This is a genomic window from Nocardiopsis sp. N85 (assembly GCF_028882275.1).
GTDB lineage: Bacteria > Actinomycetota > Actinomycetes > Streptosporangiales > Streptosporangiaceae > Nocardiopsis > Nocardiopsis lambiniae.
On record NZ_JARBUT010000005.1, the window covers coordinates 253,222 to 270,738 of the forward strand.

The following is a 17,517-nucleotide window of genomic DNA, read 5'->3' on the forward strand; positions in this document are numbered from 1 at the left end:
TTCCCCGGCCGAAAAGGTCGACCCTCCGGCGCCCTCGTCGACTCTCGGGACGAATGTGGACACTTCATCCGCGAACATCCGGAACCACGGTGGTCCATCCCGGTGTCCAACGGGAGGAAGGCGTGTTCGGCACGGAAGGGGCAAGTGGACGAAATGACGACACGTTCCCCGGAAAAGACACCGAACACTCACGAGAAGTGACACACTAAACACTGTGAGTAACACACTTGGGAGGCGAACGGCCATGCCCACGCGGAAGACGGACGGCCCGGAACCCGGGCGGGCACCGTACTTCGTGCGGCCCGACCGCCATGGCCGCACCGCGCAGAAGAACAGGAAGCCCGGACCCGCGCGGCCGACGGGGGCCCTCTCGAAGAACGGTCCGCGTCCCGCCGCCCCCCGCGCCCGCCAGAACGGCCCGCGGCTCACCGGCCGGGGCGGTGTCCTGGTCATCGCCCTCTTCAGCGTCACCGGAACGGTGCTCGCGCACGTGGCCGAACTGCCCACGGCGCCCGGTGTCGCCTTCACGCTCGCCTGTCTGCTGACCGTGTCACTGGTCCGGACGGGCGACCTGCTGTCACTGTCGGTCAGCCCGCCCATCGCGTTCTTCGCCGCGGTGGTCGCCGCCGAGAGCGTGCTCGCCCTGGGCAACGAGGGTTTCGCCCGGGTGCTCCTGCTCGCCCTGGCCTCCCGTCTGGCGCAGGTCGCCCCGTGGTTGTTCCTGGGCACCGCCCTGGTCCTGGTCATCGGGGTGTTCCGGGGGCTGCCCGGCAACGTCCGGGAACTGGGCGACCAGATGAACGGCCGCAGGTGACCGGGACCGTCCCCCGACGGCCCCGGACCTCGTCGCCCTCTCCCCACGGCCCGCGCGAGACCGGGCCCCGGGCCCGAGGAGACTGACGCCCCAGCCCGTGTTCCGCGAGTACCCGCCCCACCGCGCGACGCCCCGGGAAGGTCCTCGGCGGACGCCTACGGCGCAGCCGCCCTCCGCTCGCGACGGGGTGAGTATCCGCGGAACACGCCTTAGAAGGGCGTGTCCGCGTTCCCCGGGGCGTCGTCCTTCTCCCGCTCGTCCATGGCGGCGGCCATGGTGGCGCGAGCCCCCTCCAGCCAGCGCTCGCAGATACGGGCCAGCTCCTCCCCCCGTTCCCACAGCGCCAGGGAGTCCTTGAGGCTCAATCCGCCCGCCTCCAACCGGCGCACCACGGTGTTGAGCTCTTCGCGGCTCTCCTCGTAGCCGAGTTCCGGCTCGTCGGGTTTATCGGTCTTCGCGGGCTTCTGGGCCTTCGCGGCACCCTTGTCGGCCATGTCTATCGTTCTCCTCCGGTGTTGTCGGGCTCGGCGCCGGGGCCGTCGTCGACGGCGTCCACGGTGACGGTGAGTCCGTCCTCGGCGAAACGCACCCGCAGGGACTCCCCCACGTCGGGTTCGGCCGCCGAGCGCACCACCGAGCCGTCGGCGCGCTGCACGATCGCGTACCCCCGGGCCAGGGTGGTCGCCGGGGACAGCGCGTGCAGGCGGGCCCGGGTGTGGACCAGGTTCTCGGCGGCCCGGTCCAGGGAGACCGCGAGGTTGCGCCGAGAGCGTTCGCGCAGGTCCAGAATCTGTTCGGTGAGGCGGTCGATCTCCCGGACCGGGTCGGCCAGGGCCGGGCGGGAGCGGATCGACGCCAACCAGGCGTTCTCCCGGTCCAAGGCGCCGCTCAGCACCCGACGGCCCCGGTCACGGAGCTGACGGATGATCTCCAGCTGCTCCCCCACGTCGGGGACGGTCCTCTTGGCCGCGTCGGTGGGCGTGGAGGCGCGCACGTCGGCGACGTGGTCCAGCAGCGGGGCGTCCTGTTCGTGGCCGATGGCGCTGACCACCGGCGTGCGGGCGGCGGCGACCGCGCGGACCAGGGCCTCGTCGGAGAACGGCAGCAGATCCTCCAGGGAGCCGCCGCCGCGGGCGATGACGATGACGTCGACCTCCGGGCGGGAGTCGAGGTCCTTGAGCGCCTCCATCACCTCGCGCACGGCGCGATCGCCCTGAACGGCGACCTGGCGCACCTCGAAGCGCACCGCGGGCCAACGGCGACGGCTGTTCTCCAGCACGTCGCGCTCGGCCGCCGAGTCGCGTCCGCAGATGAGGCCGACCGTACCCGGCAGGAACGGCAGCGGCCGCTTGCGTTCGGGGGCGAACACGCCCTCCGCCTGAAGGGTGCGGCGCAGCTGCTCCAGACGGGCCAGCAGTTCACCCAGGCCGACGTGGCGGATCTCCAGGGCGCGCAGCGAGAAGGTGCCGCGCACCTCGTAGAAGTCGGGCTTGGCGTGCACCACCACGCGCGCGCCCGCCTCCGGCGGAGGCTGCTGCGCGTCCAGGACCGAGGTCTGGCAGACCACCCGCACCGAGACGTTGGCGACCGGGTCGCGCAGGGTCAGATAGGCCATGCGACCGCGCCGGTTCAACTCGGCGATCTGACCCTCGACCCAGATCCGGCCCAGTCGGCCGATCCAGCCGCCCACGGCGTTGAGGACGACGCGGACCGGCTGTGGCGCCTCGGGGGAACTCTCCATGCCCATGACACCCGAGCCTAGGCCAGGGGTGTGACGGTCGGGCCGAAGCGCGGCGGAGGGTCACGGGGCCGGGGTCACGGGGCGGCGTCACCGCCGGAGGAGACGGAGTTGCCACTGCCCAGGTCGGTCACGGTCGGTTCGCCGGAGGCGTGGTGGACGGTGTTGTCGGTCCCGACGATGTGGACGGACTCCACGGAGCCGATGTGCACGTCGAGGTCGCTGCCCGTGACGGTGACGGTGGTGCAGGAACCGTTGAGGACGACGCGGGCCCGCTCGGCGACGACGTTGACCGCGCGGCCCGCGCAGTCCTCGGTGACGTCGCCCTGGCCCGAGGCGATGGTGAGCACGTCGTCGCCTCCGAGACCGATGTTCACACCGCCCTCCCCGTCGACGGAGACCTCGTTGTCCCCCTCCCCGACGGACACGCCGTCGGGGTCGACACCGACCTCCTGGCCGCCGGGGAGGCTGAAGGAGCAGCCGGTGAGCCCGAAGACCGCGGCCGACAGGAGTGCGGCGGCCAAGACGGCCGGGGTGCGACGGGCGAGGGGAGCACTCATGGTGGGGCCTTTCGGTGGGAGCGTCGATCTCTCGACGGGTGAGACGCCCCGACCGTCGGCCGGGTTCCCCGGCACGCGGACGGGCGCCGCCGTGCTCGGCGGCGCCCGTCCGGTCCGTGTCGCCGGTCCCCCTCGCGGATCGCGAACCCTCAGGCCTCGGTCTCCAGCTTGGCGATGCGGTTGTCGTACATCCTGATGAACTCGGCGCGACCCTGGTGGGCGACCTCGTAGGCGCGCAGGTCGCGGACCTGGGCGATGGTGAGCTTGCGCAGCCGGGCGCGGACCGAGGGCAGGGTCAGCGCGTCGTAGGTGGGAACGGCCAGGTCCTCGACGGCGGGGGCGTTCTCCTTGCGGACCTTCTCCAGGACCTCGGTGTCGGCGACCTCGGTCTTGGCCTCGGCCACCGCGATCTCCTCCGCGATGGTCTCGCCGGGCTCGGTGAGGTCGGCGGTGGCGGGGGTGACGGGCTCCTCGGCCGGGGGGGCCTCAGCGACGGGCTCCTCGACGACGGGGGCCTCGACGACGGGCGTCTCCGCCTTCTCGGCGGCCTTGTCCTCGACCGGCTCGGCCTTGTCCTCGACGGGCTCGGCGACCTTCTCCTGCGCGGCCGCCTCCTCGGTCTTCGGAGCCTCGGCGACCGGGGTCTCGACGGTCGCGGTGGCCTCCGTCGCAGCGGACTCGGCGGAGGCGGTCTCCTTCTCGGCGGGGGTGGGGACCGTTTCCTTGCGCCCGAAGAGGCCCTTGAACAGGGTCACGACTTTCGTGGCGATTGTCGGGTTCGACATGTGACGGGGGCTCCTGATTGCTCTCGGCGTGGGCGGGTCACGCTCCGCGGTCCGAGCCGGGCCGAGTGAGGGCGAACCGCCTATAACACATGGTGATGGTGAACCAGGATAGAGGAGGGAGGAACACCATGAGCAGGAGATAAGTGAACGATTTCGCCACTTCGAAGCAGAACCGGAGGCCCGCCGTTGCGATACCGTCACCTTGGCCCCGGGTACGGGCCCACGCCGCGGCGCGAAGCCTCCCGCCGGCCTTCAAGACGTGTGCTCTCCCACTCCCGCACGGCGCACCTTCGGAGCCCACCTAGGATGTGACACATGACAGCGACGACCACCGACACCAAGCAACGCCGTGTGCTTCTCGCCAACCCCCGGGGTTACTGCGCCGGTGTGGACCGCGCGGTCATCACCGTCGAGAAGGCCCTGGAGCAGTACGGCGCCCCCGTCTACGTCCGCAAGCAGATCGTGCACAACACCCACGTGGTGCGAACCCTGGAGGAGCGCGGCGCCGTCTTCGTCGAGGAGACCGAGGAGGTGCCCGAGGGCGCGATCGTCGTGTTCTCCGCCCACGGCGTCTCCCCGGCCGTGCACGAGGAGGCCTCCAAGCGCAGCCTCAAGACCATCGACGCCACCTGTCCCCTGGTGACCAAGGTCCACAAGGAGGCCAAGCGCTTCGCCTCCGAGGACCGGGACATCATCCTCATCGGCCACATCGGCCACGAGGAGGTCGAGGGCACCAGCGGTGAGGCCCCCGAGCACATCCAGATCGTGGAGAGCCCGGACGAGGTCCACAAGCTGGAGGTCCGCGACCCGGACAACGTGTCCTGGCTGTCGCAGACCACCCTGTCGGTGGACGAGACCAACGAGACCGTCGACGCCCTGCGCACCAAGTTCCCGAACCTGCTCGACCCGCCCAGCGACGACATCTGCTACGCCACCACCAACCGCCAGGTCGCCGTCAAGACGATGGCCCCCGAGTGCGAACTCGTCATCGTGGTGGGCTCGGACAACTCCTCCAACTCGGTGCGGCTGGTCGAGGTCGCCCTGGCCGCCGGCGCCGACGCCGCCCACCTGATCGACAACGCCTCGCTCATGGACGACGCGTGGCTGGAGGGCGTCACCACCGTGGGCGTCACCAGCGGCGCCTCCGTGCCGGACATCCTGGTCCAGGAGCTGCTCCGGCGCCTGGCCGGGCACGGCTACGAGGACGTGGCCCTGGTGACCACCGCCGACGAGACGCTGACCTTCTCCCTGCCCAAGGAGCTGCGTCGCGACCTGCGCGCCGAGTAGTCGCGCGAGCGCGGAACACATGAGGAGGGCCTCGGGCGACGAAACGCCCGGGGCCCTCCTCATGTGGCGCGGTCCGGGTCAGTCCTCCTCGGTGGGCGCGGGCGACGAAGCGTCGGAGTCGTCGTCCGTCACCAGGCCGCCGGCGAACCCCGCCAGCTCGTCGAGGTCGGCCGGGCCGGCCACGACCAGCGTGTACCCGTCCTCGCGCAGGACCAGGGCCGACCACTCCTCGGACTCGCGGTGCTCCCACTCGCGGCCGCCGACCGAGACCGTGCCGGTCTCCTCCGCGTCCCTGGCCCGGGCGGAGACGACCGCGTCCGGGTCGCCGTCGCTCTGGGTGAACATCACATGGCTGTCCTCGGCGGTCGCGAAACCGACGCTCCACTCGACCGGACCGGTGGTGTCCAGGGTCGAACTGGTGGGCGTCCACCCCCGTTCGACGAGGTCCGCGGCGGGCAGTGTCACCGGGTAGTCGGCGGCCTCACGCACCACGTCGGCCTCGGGCCGGTAGTCCACGGAGGGGATGTTCTCGCCCGAGCGCGTGGAGACCACGAACGCCAACGCCAGGACGATGACGACGATGACGCCGAGGGAGATGGCGTAGTTCTTGAAGGTCGCGCTGGACCGGCTGTGCTCACTCATGACGCCTCCAGCTTGCCGCAGGTCGTGGAGCACACCGACCCGGGGTGCGGTTACCCGTCCCGGCGCCCGCGCGGCTGGAGCTGGTCGAGCAGCCGGGTGATGTCGTCGGCCAGTCGGCGGGCGTCGGCGTCGTCGCGGTTGACCACCTCGGCGACGGCCAGCAGCATCGCGCCGGCCACCACGATCAGCAGGGCCTCGTCCACCGGTTCGTCGGCCTTGCGGTACAGGGCGACGTTGCGGTCGGTCCACTTGGTGAGCCGGGCCCGCAACTGGTACTCGAACCCGGGCGGGCCGTCACCGCTGAAGAACAGCCGTGTGGTCTCCCTCTCCTCGATGCAGCCGAGCAGATAGGCGCGGGCCGCGAGGTTCATCAGCCGGGTGGGATCGCTCTCACCCCGGGCCCGGGCGTCCATCACCGCCTGGTGGGTGCGCTCCTGCTGGCGCTGCTGGAACTCCTCGTACAGGGCGAGGTAGAGGTCGGCCTTGCCGGTGAAGTGGTGGTAGAGGCTGCCCACGCTGGCGCCGGCCACCGCGACGACCTCGCTGACCCCGGCCTTGGCGAACCCCACGGTGCGGAAGACCTGGGCGGCGGCTTTGAGCAGGGCACTGCGCGTCGCCGCCCCTCGTGGGGAGACCCGTGTCGGCCTGTCCGTCTTTTCCACTGTCACGCCCTCACTCCCGTCCCGATCACGCCAGGGTAGACCTTACGCGTCCGACCGGACACGGGAGCGTACCCATGGAGAGGGCGGATCACGTCGGGTGACTACCCTAAGACGTGAATCCCACCCTGTTCCCCTGACGGAAGGTGTCGCTCCATGTCACAGCCCGGCGGTCCCACCGCGCCCGACCGCAACCTCGCCCTCGAACTGGTCCGCGTGACCGAGACCGCCGCGCTGGCGGCGGCCCGTTGGGTCGGCAAGGGCGACAAGAACGGCGCTGACGGTGCGGCCGTGCGCGGGATGCGTCACATGATCGGCACGGTGTCGATGAACGGCACCGTGGTCATCGGCGAGGGCGAGAAGGACAACGCCCCGATGCTCTACAACGGTGAGAGCGTCGGCGACGGCGGCGGCCAGGAATGGGACGTGGCCGTCGACCCGATCGACGGCACCACCCTGACCGCGATGGGCATGCCCAACGCGATCGCCGTCATCGCGCTGAGCCCGCGCGGGTCCATGTTCGACCCGTCCGCCGTGTTCTACATGGAGAAGCTGGCCGCCGGCCCCGAGGCGGCCGACGTGGTGGACATCGCCGCTCCCGTCGCCGACAACATCCGGGCGGTGGCCCGGGCCAAGGGGAAGTCGCCGCAGGATGTGACGGTCGTCATCCTCAACCGGCCGCGGCACGAACGGATCGTCAAGGAGGTGCGCGACGCCGGCGCCCGCATCAAGTTCATCAGCGACGGTGACGTGGCGGGCGCGATCATGGCGGCCCGCGCCGGCACCGGTGTCGACCTGCTGCTGGGCATCGGCGGCACCCCCGAGGGCATCATCACCGCGTGCGCGATGAAGTGCCTGGGCGGTGTCATCCAGGGACGGTTGTGGCCCAAGGACGACGCCGAGCGCGCCAGGGCCGTCGAGGCCGGGCACGACCTGGGCCGGGTGCTGCACACCGACGACCTGGTCTCCTCCGACGACGTGTTCTTCGCGGCGACCGGCATCACCGACGGCGAACTGGTCGGCGGCGTGCGCTACGAGTCCTCTCGGGTCACCACCGACTCGCTGGTGATGCGGGGCCGCAGCGGCACCGTCCGCCAGGTGCTCAGCGAGCACCGGTTGGGCAAGCTGGCGGCCTACAGCGGTGTGGACCTGACCTCCGCCCCGCAGCTCTGACCCTCCGTTCCCTCACACGGGTGGTCGGTCGCGGGCCCCGGAACACCGCGTCGACCACCCGCTCCCATGTCTTCACGTCCGCGCGAGAGAACCACATCCGGGTGAACCGGCATCAGAGATGTCGTCGGCAGCGCGGACACCGCGCCTGTGAGAATTCCGTCGGAGGTCCGATGTCCTACCCTGATCCCCACCAGCAGCCCCAGTGGCAGCCGCATCAGCCAGGGTTGCCCGGTCAGGGGCACCCTCCGGCGCCGGGCGCCGTTCCCCCCGGCGCCGCTCCCCCCGGCGGAATGCCCGGACAGCACTACGCCGGTCCCGGTTACCCCGCCGCTCCCGGCGGCCCCGGCTACCCTGGTGGCCCGGGATACCCCGGTGGCCCCGGATACCCCGGTGGCCCCGTACCGCCCGGCGGCGGTGGCGCCCGGCGCAACCGCTGGCTCATCCCGGCGGCCGCGGGCACCGCGGTCGTGCTGATGGCCGGCACCGTGTGGGCCACCGTGTCCCTGGTGAGCTTCGGCGGCACCCAGCCGGAGGAGGTGCTCCCCGGCAGCTCCCTGGCGTTCGGCAAGGTCGACCTGGCCATCGACGGATCCCAGGCGATCGAGCTGCTGGAGTTCGTCGAGCGGCTCCCGGCCGAGGTCACCGAGCAGACGGACACCCCCGACGGGGACATGACCGGACTCTTCGCCGAGGTGTTCGTCGATGCGTTCCCCGAGAGCTCCCCGAGCCAGGACCGGGTCGAGGAGTGGATCGGCCAGCGCGTGGGCTTCTCGGTGTGGCCCGTCTCCGGCGACGCGGAGGTGGAGGAGGGCGCCGGCGTCGCGATGGCCGTCGCGCTGGCCGTCGAGGACCCGCGCAAGGCCGACGAGGACTTCGCGGGGATCGCCTCGGAGGAGGAGGACCTGGCCTACTCGGTGGACGGCGACTACCTCGTTTTCACCCACTCCGACGCCGCCCTGTCCGATCTGGAGCGGCAGATCGACGAGCACGGCTCGCTGGCCGACAACGACGTCTTCTCCGAGGACATCTCCGGTGTCGCCTCCGGCAGTCTGGCCGTGGCCTGGGCCGATCTGGGCGCGGCCATGGGGATCGAGGCGTTCGCCCGGGAGTTCGAGTCGGAGCTCTCGACGGAGACGGCCGACTTCTCCGGTCGGGCGACCGCGTCGGTGCGGGTCGACGGCGAGTACCTGGAGGCGCGGATGGACGCCTTCGCCTTCGAGGTCAACGAGGCCGACCTGTCCTGGCTGTCGGAGGCACCGGGCGAGAGCGTGACCGCCCTGGGCGACCTGCCGGACAACACGGTGATCGCGGTCGGCGCCAGCGGACTGGACCAGGCGCTGATCGAGGCCTACGACAGCGAGGAGATCCCGTTCTTCAGCAGCTCCGGCGAGCAGCAGGAGTTCGAGCGGGGCATGAACGGCATGGGCATCTCCATGCCGGAGGGCTTCAGCGATCTGCTGGGTTCGTCGACGTCGTTCGGCATCACCCAGATCAGCCTGGACGACTTCTTCGGCGGTTACGGGAGCGAGCAGATCTCGTTCCAGTACCGCGCCGTCGGCGGTGACGAGACGGCCATCACCGACTTCCTCGCGAACGACGACCCGTACTCCATCCCGCCGGGGGTGTCGGGCGACGGCGACACCGTGGTCGTGTCACAGGGCAGCAGCGGCACCGGCCGCCTGGCCGACGACCCGGTCTTCCAGCAGACCATGCAGGAGATGGACAGCGCGGTGATGGCCGGGTACTTCGACATGCGCCAGGTGCTGACCACCAACGACGTGGAGAACCCCGACGAGTGGGGCGCGCTCGGCATGGCGCTGAGCGTCACCGAGGAGGGTGCGCGCAGCACCGTCGAGCTGCGCTGGGCGCCCAGCGCGGGCTGACGTCCGGCACGGCGAAAAGGAGCGGCGGGGGTCTGGGCCCCCGCCGCTCCCTCGTTCTCACACGCCCGGTCAGCCGACCATGCGGCGACGCATCTGGAACCCGGCCAGGAACCACATGAGCACGATGAACGCCACCAGGACACCGATGTGCAGCAGCAGCGCCCCGGCGTCGAGCCCGCCGAAGACGGATCCGCGGATGAGTTCGACCGCGTGGTAGAGCGGGTTGATCACGGCGACGCCCTGGACCCAGCCCGGCAGCTCGGTGAGCGGGAAGAACGTGCCCGCCACCAGGAACAACGGCGTGAACAGGCCGCTGAACACGTAGTCCATGGACCGCACCGACGTGATCACCGCGGAGATCCAGATGCCGAACAGCGCGAAGGCGAACCCGGCGAGGAACGCGATGAACGGCACCAGCAGGCCGCCGAGGCCGGGCCGCAGTCCGAACCCCATGGCCACCAGCAGCGGTACGCACCCGTAGACGCCGGAGCGCATCGCCAGCCACAGGGCCTCGCCGGTGACGAGCTCGCGGACGTCGATGGGGGTGGCGAGGATGCCCTCGTAGGTGTGCAGGAAACGGCGCTTGATGAAGGTGTTGATGACGGCGGGCATCATCGACTGGAACATCACCGACACCGCGACGATGCCGGTGCCGAGGAAGTCGATGTAGCTGAAGCCGGCCAGGGTGCCGATGAGCGCGCCCATCCCGAACCCGAAGCAGAGCAGGTACAGGGTGGGTTCGACGACGGCGGCGAACGTGGTGGCCCGCCACGACCGGCCGTAGAGGATCCACTCGCGGGCGACGATGCCCATGACGGCGTCCATCTCGAACCGACCGGGTCGGGCGTGGTTCTCGGGCCGGGCGTCCTCCCGGTCTCGCAGTCGACGCGCGTCGGTGTGGTCGATGCTCAATCGACACTCTCTCCTGTCAGGGTCACGAACACGTCCTCCAGGTTGCTCGCCCGGCGCAGGGGCACGGTGAGCCGGTCCCGGAGGGACGGGGGCAGTTCCTCGGCCCGCAGGACCGACACCGCGGTGCCGGTGCGGCGGGTGGTGAAACCGTGGTCGCGGATGAGGTTTTCCAGGGCGTCGATGCCGTGCTCGTCGGGGGTGTACTCCTCGACGGTGGTGCCGGCGTACTTGGCGACCAGGTCGGCGGGGGTGCCGCGTTCGATGATCCGGCCCGCCGCCATGAGGGCCACCTCGTCGGAGAGGCGTTCGGCCTCCTCGATGTAGTGGGTGGACATGAGCACCGTCGCCCCCTCTTGGCGGAGCGCGTCGATGACGCCCCACAGGTCCTGGCGGACCTGGGGGTCCAGCCCGACGGTGGGTTCGTCCATGAGGACCAGTTCGGGTCGGTGCAACAGGGCGCGGACGATGAGGAGGCGTCGGCGCATGCCGCCGGACAGGTCCTCGACGACCGTGTCGCCGCGGTCTTCGAGCTGGGCGATGCGCATGGCCCGCGCGATGGCCTCTCGACGGCGGGCGCGGGGCACCCGGTACAGGAACGAGAACATCCGCAGGTTCTGCTCGACGGTGAGCTCCTCGTCGAGGTTGTCGTGCTGGGGCACGACGCCCATGCGGGCGCGGGCCCATTTGGACTCGGCGGGGATCTCGTGGCCGAGGATGCGGATCTCGCCCTCGTCGGCGAGGGACTGGGCGGTGAGCATCTTCATCGTCGTCGACTTGCCGGCGCCGTTGGGGCCGAGGAGCCCCAGGACGACTCCCTGGGGGACCTCCAGATCGAGGCCGTCGACGGCGGTGAGCGATCCGAAGCGTTTGACGACTCCGCGCAGGTGCAACGCGGGAACGTCCGGAGACGCGCTCGGGGTCGCCGTCGCGCGGTCCGAGACGTGGAGACCGGGGTCGGAAGAGGTCATAGGGCCACGGTAGGGCCCGGGTACGACGAAAATCCACGGATTTTACGCGGCGCGAACGCCCTCCGTGTCCGAAAAAGGGGCCATCGAAACCCGGAGGTCGGACGGGGCGAACGCGGGCGACGATAAGCCCGGCCCTTCGACAATGGGACACGGGAGGCGTCGATCGACGGCACGCCCCTCGATCCGCGAAAGAGCAGGTCGAAAGCCATTCGACGATGAACCAAAAACAAACCTTACTGTCGCCCGGGTGATCCGTCAAACATCCAGGTCAGCGACCTTTATCCAAGAAAGGCTTCTTTTTTCGGACGATATCTGTATAGTCACTTTCCCTACCTTTCGGACGGGCTGGACGCCCGGCCGGCCCCATATCGACCGGGCCTGTCCGATAGGTGGTCCTCCAGCCCGGACGGCCGCGCGGATTCGCGATCCGCACGGCTCCCCGCAAGTCCACGACTAGAGGAGACACCCCCTGATGAACGTCGGACGCATCCTGCGATCCGCGGCGGCCCTGGCCGCCGCCCCCGTCCTGCTCGCCGGTCTGGCCGCCGCCCCCGCGAACGCCCACGGCACACTCGGAAATCCGATCAGCCGCGTCGCCGCCTGTTATCAGGAGGGCCCCGAACAGGTGTCCTCGGAAATGTGCGTGCGACTCGTCCAGGAGAACGGAACCCAGCCGCTCTACGACTGGCACGAGGTCAATCTGGCCAACGCCGACGGCCGCCACCGGGAGATCATTCCCGACGGCGAACTGTGCAGCGCCGGCCGCGACAAGTACTCCGCCCTGGACCACCCCGGCTCCTGGCGGACCACCGCGCTGCCCGCCGGCGGTTCGGAGTTCACGTTCGAGTACACCGCGGCCGTGCCCCACAAGGGCTACATCGAGTACTACGTCACCAGGGACGGCTGGGACCCGAACACGCCGTTGGCCTGGGGCGACCTGGAGCCCGAACCGTTCGCCGTGCATGATCGGCCGGTGGCCGAGAACGGGATCTACTCCTACGCCACGACGCTCCCGGAGAAGAGCGGCGAGCACCTGATCTACTCGATCTGGCAGCGCACCGACAGCCCCGAGGCCTTCTACACCTGTTCCGACGTGACCTTCGGGGACGGCGTCGCCACCACGCCGGTCTCCGACGACGAGGGCTTCCGGGTGGACGAGGACGATCTGGCCGCCATCGACCACGGTGACCACACCGAGGACGTCGCGGCCGAGGAGACGACCGTCCCCGAGGAGCCGACCGAGACCGCGGAGGAGACCGAGGAGGCCGCGCCCGCGGCCGACGAGGCGAACCCGCCGGCCGCCCACGACGCCCACGCCGCCGACCGGCCGGAGCTGCCCCGGACCGGCGGCGCCCTCACCGGGCTCTTCGCCGCCGCGCTGACCCTGATGGCGGCCGGCGCGGGGACCCTGTGGCTGGTCCGCCGCCGCCAGGGCGCCTGACCCGTTCCGTCCGGCCGCCGGGCCCTCCCTGCGGCCGGACGGAAAATCCGTTGTCCCTGATCCGATCGCGATCTAGCATCGACGGCGACCTGTGAACGACGAACACCGAGGGTCCGCCCCGGTGCAGGAGAAGGTGGCCGATGACCCCGAACGCGCCGAGCGCGCCTCACCGACCCCGGGACGTCCGCTCCCCGCGGAGCCCCTGACCCGTACCGAGAAGCGCTCGGCCTGCTCCCGCTGATCCTTTCCACCTCCAGCGAGGAGTCCCTCCGGTGTCCACCACCGAACCGAGCCCCACCCCGCGCGCCCTCACCTTCGACTGTGTGCGCTGCGGCCTCACCGTCTCCGCCCTCGACCCCGACGGGCGCGAACGCGATCACTGCCCCGGTTGTCTGAGCTCGCGCCACGTCGTCGACCACGACGGTGGCGGTGCCTCCGCGTGCGACGGGCGAATGGTCCCCCTCTCCATCGCGGTGCCGCGCGGCGGCGTCTGGGTCCTCGTCCACCGGTGCGTCCGCTGCGACGAACTGGCCGAGAGCGCCGTCACCGCGGACGACAACCCCTTGGTGCTCATGCGCATCGCGGTCCGGCCGCTGGCCGACCCGCCCTTCCCGCTCGACCTGTTCGGGGAGGTGTGACATGGGACGCCGTAACCGGGATCGCCGCGAACGACGGCCCCAGCGGCCCAAGACCGTCTTGCACGCCCACGGCGAGATCGGCGGGGCGGGGTCGTTCCGTTGCGCGGGCTGTCGGCTGGAGGTGCCCGCGATCGCACCCGGTACCTCCCACCGCAATCACTGCCCGCACTGTCTGACCAGCCTGCACGTGGACCGACGGATCCCGGGCGACCGGGCCGCCGATTGTCGCGGGCCGATGGTCGCGTTGAGCCTGGCGGGTCGGACCGACGGCGAGTGGAGACTGGTCCACCGCTGTTCGCGTTGCGGTGGGTTGAGCGTCAACCGGATCGCGGGCGATGACAACGCCCGCGCCCTGGTCCGGCTGGCGGTCCGGCCGCTGGCCGGGGCTCCGTCGGGGTTCGCCGCGGTGGCCCGCGGCGCCCTGGCCCGGCTCTGAGGCGTCGGTCCCGGCCCCGGTCAGCCCTCGACGGGCGCGAACGGGTCCGGGACCGCTCCGGTCCACCGGTGCAGGCGGGCCACACCGGTCTCCAGGAGGACGCCGTTCTCCTGCCGGCGACCGCGTTCGACCACGTAGAAGCGGCCGTCGCCGAGGGAGACCAGGCCGTACTGGCCACCGCTCACCGGCCACCCCGCCACACCCGTGGGACCGTGGAGCACACCGCCCTCGCGCAACGACAGCAGCCGGCCCCTCTCCTCTTCGGCCTGGCCCCGGATCGGGCCGAGCACCGGACGCCGGGAACCGTCGACGACGTACAGGGAGTGGTTGGGGAAGTGCGGCTTGACACCCGTGTAGACCGCCATGAACCAGTCGCCGGTGGCGGCGTCGTACTCCAGGTTCCGCACCCCGTGGGTGGTGTTGCCGGTGTAGACGAAGTACTTGCCCTGGGGACGGCGCGGACCGCTGGTGTGCGGCGCGTCCTGGTCGAGGGGGCGGCCCAGTCCGCGCCACCGGGACACGTCGTACTGGAGCAGCACCTGGTGGTCGTTGTCCTCGCGATCGGCGTTGGCGTAGATCCCGTAGGCGACGGTCAGCATCGTCCGTCCGCCGGAGCGGCCGAACTCGGGGCCGAAGGCGATCCCGTCGATGCCGCTGCACCCGTAGCGGTGATCGGCGGTGGCGGCGACGTTGCCGTCGAAGACCCCGTCCCCGTCCATGTCGGCGGTGTAGTCGGCGACGACCTCCGCCAGGTGGACCGTGGTGAGCACCCCGTCGGTCTCGGCGTCCATGCCGACGCGGGTGATGCGGTCGGGGTCGAAGATCGCGATGTAGAACGCCTCGGCCGCCCTGTACTCCAGGGAGCCGTAGATCCGGCCGTCGCGTTCGTCGATGTCGAGGTCGCCCAGGTGCCCGGTCAGTCCGGTGACGGTGCCGATGACCTCGCCGGCCAGGTCGGTCTTGACGAGGGTGTCGGTGAAGGAGAAGTACACGTGTCCGCGTTCCCGGTCCAAGGCGATGCCCTGGACGTGTCCGGAGCGCCAGGCCCCGCCGTCCACGGCCACCGGGAGTTCCGCGAGGCCCGGTCCGGCGGGTGCGGGGGCCGCGACGGCCGGGGAGGGGGCCGGGGCGGCGAACGCCGTCAGCACCGTGCTCAGGGCCACCGCCCAGGTCGTCGGTCTCCTCCACGTTCCGATCGCGCCCATGTCGCCTCCGCCCTTCGCGTCCGTACCGGAAACCACAGCCCGGAACCTAGGCGTGCGCGGTGAACCGGGGACTCCCCGGCGGGCGACCGGTCGGGGAACACCGGCCGAACCCGTGCCGGGACGGGGGTCGGGGCTCGTCCAGGGCGTCTTCCGTGGGCGCCGCCCGTCGTGAGCGGCGTCCCGGGGCGTTCATCGCAAAGGTCGAAGAAGGAGTCGGGGTGGGTGTGACCGACCTCCATGGTCGTTACATCTAGGGTGGTGGTGTGAGTGAGGAAGTGTCCCCCGATCGCCTGCGTGCCTCCCACAGCGACCGCGAACGGGTACTGAAGGTGCTGCGCGAGGCCGCGACCGACGGCCGCATCGATCTCGACGAGTTCGAGGAGCGGTCCTCCCGGGCCCAGGAGGCCCGGGTCCTGGGCGATCTGCCGCCGCTCACCGAGGATCTGCTGTCCGCCGAGGAGCAGCCCATCCGGTTGGACCACCAACCCGCCTTCGGGGTGTTCGGCACCGCCGTCCGCCGGGGCCGGTGGGTCGCCTACCCCGGCGACCTGGTCCTGGCCCTGTTCGGCCGGGTCCGGGTGGACATGCGCGAGGCCCTGTTGCTGCACGGCCATCACCGGATGGTCGTCACCGCCGTCGTGGGCCGGGTGGAGATCGAGGTTCCCGACGGGGTCGAGGTGCGCGTCAACGGCCGTTCCCTGCTGGGGCGGCGCAGCACCACGGCGCGGAGGTCGGATCTGTCGAATCCGCCGGTGCTGGAGATCGACGGGTTCTCGCTGTTGGGCACCGTTCGCGTCCGGGCGCCCAGGCGTTCCCGGTTCCCCAGGCTGAAACGCCGGGAGAGGCGTCCCGGCATCGACTCCTGACCTGCTTCGATGTCAACATGACGCGCGTAACATCGCCTTGGCGGGGTGAGTGACGGTGTGCTCCGGTGCGTCTGGCAGGCTGGGTTTCACAGGTCTTCCCAGGAGAGTGTGGTAGCCAATGAGTGAGTTCCGTATCGAGCACGACTCGATGGGTGAGGTCAAGGTCCCGGTCGACGCCAAGTGGCGGGCCCAGACCCAGCGTGCCGTCGAGAACTTCCCGATCTCGGGACAGGGCCTGGAGGGCGCCCACATCGCCGCCCTCGGCCAGATCAAGGCCGCCGCCGCGAAGGTCAACGCCGAACTGGGCGTCATCGGCGACGACCTGGGCAAGGCGATCCGCGAGGCCGCGCTGGAGGTCGCCGACGGCAAGTGGAACACCGAGTTCCCGATCGACGTCTTCCAGACCGGTTCCGGCACCTCCAGCAACATGAACACCAACGAGGTCATCGCCACGGTCGCCAAGGAGCGGACCGGCCTCGACGTCCACCCCAACGACCACGTCAACGCCTCGCAGTCGTCCAACGACGTGTTCCCCTCCTCCATCCACATCGCCGCCACCTCCGCCGTGATCAACGGCCTGGTCCCGGCGCTGCGGCACCTGGAGGAGGAGCTGACCCGCAAGTCCGTCGAGTTCGCCTCGGTGGTCAAGAGCGGCCGCACCCACCTGATGGACGCCACCCCCGTCACCCTGGGTCAGGAGTTCGCCGGCTACGCCGCCCAGGTGCGCTACGGCGTCGAGCGCCTGGAAGCGTCCCTGCCGCGCGTCGCCGAGCTGCCGCTGGGCGGCACCGCGGTGGGCACCGGCATCAACACCCCGGAGGGATTCTCCGCCCGGGTGATCGCCGAGATCGCCGCCCACACCGGTCTGCCGCTGACGGAGGCCCGCGACCACTTCGAGGCGCAGGGCGCCCGTGACGGCCTGGTCGAACTGTCCGGCCAGCTGCGGACCATCGCGGTGGGCTTCGCCAAGATCGCCAACGACGTCCGCTGGATGGGCTCGGGCCCGACCACCGGCCTGGGCGAGCTGTACCTGCCCGACCTCCAGCCGGGTTCCTCGATCATGCCGGGCAAGGTCAACCCGGTGCTGTGCGAGGCCGTGCTCCAGGTCTCCTCGCAGGTCGTCGGCAACGACGCCGCCGTCGCCTTCGGCGGTGCCAGCGGCAACTTCGAGCTCAACGTGCAGCTGCCGCTGATCGCCCGCAACGTGCTGGAGTCGATCCGTCTGCTCACCAACGTCTCGCGCGTGTTCGCCGACCGCTGCGTCGCCGGCATCACCGCCAACGAGGAGCAGTGCCGGACCTACGCCGAGTCCTCTCCCTCGATCGTCACCCCGCTCAACCGCTACATCGGCTACGAGGAGGCCGCCAAGGTCGCCAAGCAGTCGCTGAAGGAGAAGAAGACCATCCGCCAGGTGGTCCTGGAGCGCGGCTACATCGAGGACGGCAAGCTCACCGAGGAGCAGCTGGACGCCGCCCTGGACGTCCTGAAGATGACCAACTCCCGGTAGGTC

Annotated in this window: 19 protein-coding genes; 10 read left to right on the top strand and 9 right to left on the bottom strand. The window is 70.7% G+C overall.

Annotation, left to right across the window (positions count from 1 at the left end; genetic code table 11):
• Nucleotides 1-244: 244 nt before the first annotated feature.
• On the top strand, nucleotides 245-814 hold the full coding sequence (locus PWG71_RS09975; protein ID WP_274809302.1) for a DUF6542 domain-containing protein: 570 nt from the start codon (nucleotides 245-247) through the stop codon (nucleotides 812-814).
• Nucleotides 815-1,023: 209 nt separating this feature from the next.
• On the opposite strand, the gene PWG71_RS09980 is transcribed toward PWG71_RS09975, so the two are convergent.
• From PWG71_RS09980 to PWG71_RS09995, 4 genes are all read right to left on the bottom strand, one after another.
• Entirely contained in the window at nucleotides 1,024-1,308 is a 285-nt protein-coding gene (locus PWG71_RS09980) for an exodeoxyribonuclease VII small subunit (protein ID WP_274809303.1), read from the bottom strand.
• A gap of 2 nt (nucleotides 1,309-1,310) precedes the next feature.
• Nucleotides 1,311-2,561, bottom strand: a complete 1,251-nt coding sequence (gene xseA / locus PWG71_RS09985) for an exodeoxyribonuclease VII large subunit (RefSeq protein WP_274809304.1) — start codon at nucleotides 2,559-2,561, stop codon at nucleotides 1,311-1,313.
• 68 nt (nucleotides 2,562-2,629) lie between these two features.
• On the bottom strand, nucleotides 2,630-3,112 hold the full coding sequence (locus PWG71_RS09990) for a DUF3060 domain-containing protein (protein ID WP_274809305.1): 483 nt from the start codon (nucleotides 3,110-3,112) through the stop codon (nucleotides 2,630-2,632).
• A 149-nt stretch (nucleotides 3,113-3,261) separates the two neighbouring features.
• On the bottom strand, nucleotides 3,262-3,897 hold the full coding sequence (locus PWG71_RS09995) for a hypothetical protein (protein WP_274809306.1): 636 nt from the start codon (nucleotides 3,895-3,897) through the stop codon (nucleotides 3,262-3,264).
• A 315-nt stretch (nucleotides 3,898-4,212) separates the two neighbouring features.
• Here PWG71_RS09995 and PWG71_RS10000 point away from each other — a divergent pair, with 315 nt between their 5' ends.
• Nucleotides 4,213-5,184, top strand: coding sequence for a 4-hydroxy-3-methylbut-2-enyl diphosphate reductase (locus tag PWG71_RS10000; protein WP_274809307.1), 972 nt, complete (start codon nucleotides 4,213-4,215; stop codon nucleotides 5,182-5,184).
• 78 nt (nucleotides 5,185-5,262) lie between these two features.
• Here PWG71_RS10000 and PWG71_RS10005 read toward each other — a convergent pair whose 3' ends face one another.
• Nucleotides 5,263-5,826, bottom strand: a complete 564-nt coding sequence (locus tag PWG71_RS10005; protein WP_274809308.1) for a DUF4245 domain-containing protein — start codon at nucleotides 5,824-5,826, stop codon at nucleotides 5,263-5,265.
• A gap of 50 nt (nucleotides 5,827-5,876) precedes the next feature.
• The gene (locus tag PWG71_RS10010; RefSeq protein ID WP_274809385.1) at nucleotides 5,877-6,488 is read right to left on the bottom strand and encodes a TetR/AcrR family transcriptional regulator; all 612 of its coding nucleotides are present in this window, start codon (nucleotides 6,486-6,488) and stop codon (nucleotides 5,877-5,879) included.
• 153 nt (nucleotides 6,489-6,641) lie between these two features.
• Between PWG71_RS10010 and glpX the strand changes: the two genes are divergently transcribed.
• Together glpX and PWG71_RS10020 are read left to right on the top strand one after the other, a co-directional pair.
• Entirely contained in the window at nucleotides 6,642-7,658 is a 1,017-nt protein-coding gene (gene glpX / locus PWG71_RS10015; protein WP_274809309.1) for a class II fructose-bisphosphatase, read from the top strand.
• A 290-nt stretch (nucleotides 7,659-7,948) separates the two neighbouring features.
• The gene (locus PWG71_RS10020; RefSeq protein WP_342455958.1) at nucleotides 7,949-9,541 is read left to right on the top strand and encodes a hypothetical protein; all 1,593 of its coding nucleotides are present in this window, start codon (nucleotides 7,949-7,951) and stop codon (nucleotides 9,539-9,541) included.
• Between the two features lie 69 nt (nucleotides 9,542-9,610).
• Here the strand turns inward: PWG71_RS10020 and PWG71_RS10025 are convergent, their stop codons facing one another.
• Both PWG71_RS10025 and PWG71_RS10030 read right to left on the bottom strand, forming a co-directional pair.
• Nucleotides 9,611-10,453, bottom strand: a complete 843-nt coding sequence (locus PWG71_RS10025) for an ABC transporter permease (protein WP_274809311.1) — start codon at nucleotides 10,451-10,453, stop codon at nucleotides 9,611-9,613.
• Entirely contained in the window at nucleotides 10,450-11,421 is a 972-nt protein-coding gene (locus PWG71_RS10030; RefSeq protein ID WP_274809312.1) for an ABC transporter ATP-binding protein, read from the bottom strand. The genes PWG71_RS10025 and PWG71_RS10030 overlap by 4 nt, the downstream gene beginning before the upstream one ends.
• 472 nt (nucleotides 11,422-11,893) lie before the next feature.
• Here PWG71_RS10030 and PWG71_RS10035 point away from each other — a divergent pair, with 472 nt between their 5' ends.
• The 4 genes from PWG71_RS10035 to PWG71_RS10050 all read left to right on the top strand — a co-directional run bounded on the left by PWG71_RS10035 (nucleotide 11,894) and on the right by PWG71_RS10050 (nucleotide 13,936).
• Nucleotides 11,894-12,862: a lytic polysaccharide monooxygenase gene (locus PWG71_RS10035; RefSeq protein WP_274809313.1), complete on the top strand. Its 969-nt coding sequence runs from the start codon at nucleotides 11,894-11,896 to the stop codon at nucleotides 12,860-12,862.
• A 91-nt stretch (nucleotides 12,863-12,953) separates the two neighbouring features.
• Complete coding sequence (locus tag PWG71_RS10040) at nucleotides 12,954-13,103, top strand: hypothetical protein (RefSeq protein WP_274809314.1); 150 nt, start codon at nucleotides 12,954-12,956, stop codon at nucleotides 13,101-13,103.
• A gap of 31 nt (nucleotides 13,104-13,134) precedes the next feature.
• A complete protein-coding gene (locus PWG71_RS10045; RefSeq protein WP_274809315.1) occupies nucleotides 13,135-13,500 on the top strand; it encodes an RNHCP domain-containing protein in 366 nt (121 codons plus the stop codon).
• Between the two features lies 1 nt (nucleotide 13,501).
• Entirely contained in the window at nucleotides 13,502-13,936 is a 435-nt protein-coding gene (locus PWG71_RS10050; protein ID WP_274809316.1) for an RNHCP domain-containing protein, read from the top strand.
• A 20-nt stretch (nucleotides 13,937-13,956) separates the two neighbouring features.
• Here the strand turns inward: PWG71_RS10050 and PWG71_RS10055 are convergent, their stop codons facing one another.
• On the bottom strand, nucleotides 13,957-15,141 hold the full coding sequence (locus PWG71_RS10055) for a hypothetical protein (protein ID WP_274809317.1): 1,185 nt from the start codon (nucleotides 15,139-15,141) through the stop codon (nucleotides 13,957-13,959).
• 275 nt (nucleotides 15,142-15,416) lie between these two features.
• Here PWG71_RS10055 and PWG71_RS10060 point away from each other — a divergent pair, with 275 nt between their 5' ends.
• Nucleotides 15,417-16,007 (top strand): DUF1707 SHOCT-like domain-containing protein, encoded by a 591-nt coding sequence (locus tag PWG71_RS10060; protein WP_274809386.1) that lies wholly within the window; start codon nucleotides 15,417-15,419, stop codon nucleotides 16,005-16,007.
• A gap of 118 nt (nucleotides 16,008-16,125) precedes the next feature.
• A complete protein-coding gene (locus tag PWG71_RS10065) occupies nucleotides 16,126-17,514 on the top strand; it encodes a class II fumarate hydratase (protein ID WP_274809318.1) in 1,389 nt (462 codons plus the stop codon).
• The last annotated feature ends 3 nt before the right edge of the window (nucleotides 17,515-17,517 follow it).

Bases quoted from the DNA above. Each gene is read 5' to 3' on its own strand.
- PWG71_RS10030 (WP_274809312.1), bottom strand. From the start codon at position 11,421: ATGACCTCTTCCGACCCCGGTCTCCACGTCTCGGACCGCGCGACGGCG.
- PWG71_RS10020 (WP_342455958.1), top strand. From the start codon at position 7,949: ATGCCCGGACAGCACTACGCCGGTCCCGGTTACCCCGCCGCTCCCGGC.
- PWG71_RS10005 (WP_274809308.1), bottom strand. From the start codon at position 5,826: ATGAGTGAGCACAGCCGGTCCAGCGCGACCTTCAAGAACTACGCCATC.
- PWG71_RS10000 (WP_274809307.1), top strand. From the start codon at position 4,213: ATGACAGCGACGACCACCGACACCAAGCAACGCCGTGTGCTTCTCGCC.
- xseA (WP_274809304.1), bottom strand. From the start codon at position 2,561: ATGGGCATGGAGAGTTCCCCCGAGGCGCCACAGCCGGTCCGCGTCGTC.
- PWG71_RS09975 (WP_274809302.1), top strand. From the start codon at position 245: ATGCCCACGCGGAAGACGGACGGCCCGGAACCCGGGCGGGCACCGTAC.
- PWG71_RS10050 (WP_274809316.1), top strand. From the start codon at position 13,502: ATGGGACGCCGTAACCGGGATCGCCGCGAACGACGGCCCCAGCGGCCC.
- PWG71_RS09990 (WP_274809305.1), bottom strand. From the start codon at position 3,112: ATGAGTGCTCCCCTCGCCCGTCGCACCCCGGCCGTCTTGGCCGCCGCA.
- PWG71_RS10055 (WP_274809317.1), bottom strand. From the start codon at position 15,141: ATGGGCGCGATCGGAACGTGGAGGAGACCGACGACCTGGGCGGTGGCC.
- PWG71_RS09995 (WP_274809306.1), bottom strand. From the start codon at position 3,897: ATGTCGAACCCGACAATCGCCACGAAAGTCGTGACCCTGTTCAAGGGC.
- PWG71_RS10065 (WP_274809318.1), top strand. From the start codon at position 16,126: ATGAGTGAGTTCCGTATCGAGCACGACTCGATGGGTGAGGTCAAGGTC.
- PWG71_RS10035 (WP_274809313.1), top strand. From the start codon at position 11,894: ATGAACGTCGGACGCATCCTGCGATCCGCGGCGGCCCTGGCCGCCGCC.
- glpX (WP_274809309.1), top strand. From the start codon at position 6,642: ATGTCACAGCCCGGCGGTCCCACCGCGCCCGACCGCAACCTCGCCCTC.
- PWG71_RS09980 (WP_274809303.1), bottom strand. From the start codon at position 1,308: ATGGCCGACAAGGGTGCCGCGAAGGCCCAGAAGCCCGCGAAGACCGAT.